General features: G+C 27.0%; 1 protein-coding gene and 1 pseudogene. One reads left to right on the top strand and one right to left on the bottom strand.

The window, feature by feature from the left end:
* The coding region (locus BN1173_RS03845; protein WP_040236742.1) for a hypothetical protein at positions 1 to 1,508 on the bottom strand (1,508 nt) is incomplete at its 3' end.
* 638 nt (positions 1,509 to 2,146) lie between these two features.
* On the opposite strand from BN1173_RS03845, the pseudogene BN1173_RS04700 reads away from it, so the two are divergent.
* Positions 2,147 to 2,574: pseudogene (locus BN1173_RS04700) on the top strand (ABC transporter permease); the annotation flags it as partial.

The raw sequence follows: 2,574 nt of genomic DNA, 5'->3' as shown, positions 1-2,574 counted from the left end.
TTATTACCCTTAGGATTAAAAGAAAGTTCATTTTCTAAATTATCAATAAACTTAACTAACAACGCACGTTCTTCATCACTTAAATTAATCTGACTTAAATAATCATTATCATTAAACTTATTTATTATAGCTTCAACATCAGTAAAACTAAAATTACAAGAATTATAACCGTCTCCGATAGTCTCTTGTTCTTTTACAAAAGATGCATTTAATTTTTCACCCTGTCCCACTTTTTCTTCTAAATCACCTGCATCATCGTAAAGATTTTTCTCTTCAAAATCTTTAATACAATTTTGTAAATCCACATAATTTAAATCCGCTTTTAACACATCTTCAAAATTATCAAATTTTTTCAAATTAGAAGAAACAACATTACTATTTTTATGCTCTACTGTTAAAGTAGAATCATGATCACTTTTTTGTAGCTTGCCATCATTAATCATGTCCAAGCTATTAACCTTATGATCAGCAATATCAACTAAACCATCTAATTCTTTATTACCTTCCTGAACTTCCACATCATTTGCATCTTGCAAATTTTGATCTAAAGACATAGCTTCATTTAAATTGGGATTTAAAGAATGCTGTTCATATTTACCCAAATTATTCTGCTCAAAAGATGCAATATCACTCTCTATATTTTTCATATCTGAAGCAACTTCATTTACACTGGAATTATCAATATAATCATCCTCGCTCTTCAACTCAACATTAGCAGGACTCTCATCAATCAAAGAACTAGTCAAAACCTTATTATATTCATCCAAACTTGCAGCAGAAGCCTGATCACTACCATCCTCATGAACAATATTATCCATCTTTAAAGAAGAAGATTCTTTTAATAAATCAATATTCTCAGACATTGCCAAATTAGATTTTAAGGATTCATCTTTTTCTGTTTCTGACAATTTATCTTGAACACCATATATATCATTATTGTATAAAGATAAATTATTATCGATATCTAAACTTTTACGATCATCCATCAAAATTTCTTTGGGTTCAGAATCATCTTCTACAGCATTACCATTATTACCATTATCAAAATTCTTCTTATTATCACTCGAAATTTCATTAAGCCCTTCAAGTAAAGCATCTAATTCTTCCTGAGCAAGCGAAACATTTGGCAAATTATTCTCTCGTTTTAGCACTTCACTAAATTCATTATCTCTAACAATAATGTCATCATGAGATTTAATAAAACCCATTGATTTTAAGCTAGAGTTATCAGAATTTTCAAGAAAATCCAAACTACGATCAAGTATTGTATTTTCAACTCTAGAAATACGTCCCTCAACCTTTTTTAAATAATCAACCAACTCACCATGCCTTTGCTTTAAAGAAGAATCAAGTTTTAATAACTTTTCGTCCAATAGAACTTTAATATCATCAGAACGTATAGAAACAACTTGTGCATTAACTGAGTGCTGTAAAAACACACTATCCATATCAAAATCAACTTTTTTAGGGCCTTCTTTAATAAAGAAAGAATTCTTATGACTTATCATATTAAAAACTTTTCTCCAAATTTAGTTAAACAAAGACAACATACTCATACTTTACAAGTATACAATTGCAATATAACATGCTATAGAACATATTATGTTGTAATTATATACTTGTAAATATAATATATTAAAGATATAATTACAATATAATATGTTCCTGCATACAAGAGCATTATGTTTTCCGTTTACGTAGGTGTAATAAGTTATTTCATAATAGCACCAATTTTTGGAGAAACAGGAATTATTAACTATAAAAAATTAAACAATAATCTCATTATGATGAAGCAGGTAGTACTTGCGAGTTTTATGAACTAAGGTTCCAGGATATAAAAACAAAATATATGAAGCATTTAAAAAACATTTGTAATCATTTATCTTAAGAGAAGCAAGCAACTAGGTTACTATCCTCAAAATTCAATTATCATAAAAAATTCTGATGAAGATGAAAATTATTATCAAGGCAATATATTAAACATAAAACAAACATCAAACAATACAAACATAGACAAAAATTTTTACTTAATATCAATAGTACTTTCACTGATATTTTATTTTTTACTCAGTTATTTTGAAAAAATAAAAATTCTTCACCAAGGGAGGTAACTACAGCTATATTTATCATAAAAAATGTACTATATATGGCGATTAATGTCATTATATCAACATTTTTTTGTATATCAATATTAAATGCATTTTCAAATAATCGTCCAAATATTCCATTCATAAAAACAAATATATTTAAAGACTATTTGGAATATATTGGATTAATTAAAAGCATTGAAAGCTACAAGTTAATATATGATTTTGATCCAAATACTCCATTAAGTAAAGATTATTTTGCCAAACACATCTCAGGATCTCTATACATAGTCTACAAAACTCAATATCAAGGAATAATCTGGAACACTACCTATAACACCCCTCTTATAAAAGGCAAATCACCAATAAGTGTCATTTTTAGTAAAATAAAAAACACATTAACAATATCAATTCCAGGTTTAATATTATCTTACTTAATAGCCATTTTTTTTATTATTATATGGACCTTTTTTTACAACCAGATCAT

Origin of the sequence: Borrelia crocidurae (assembly GCF_000825665.2) — a bacterium.
Classification (GTDB): domain Bacteria; phylum Spirochaetota; class Spirochaetia; order Borreliales; family Borreliaceae; genus Borrelia; species Borrelia duttonii.
This window is presented reverse-complemented; position numbering and strand designations above follow the sequence as displayed.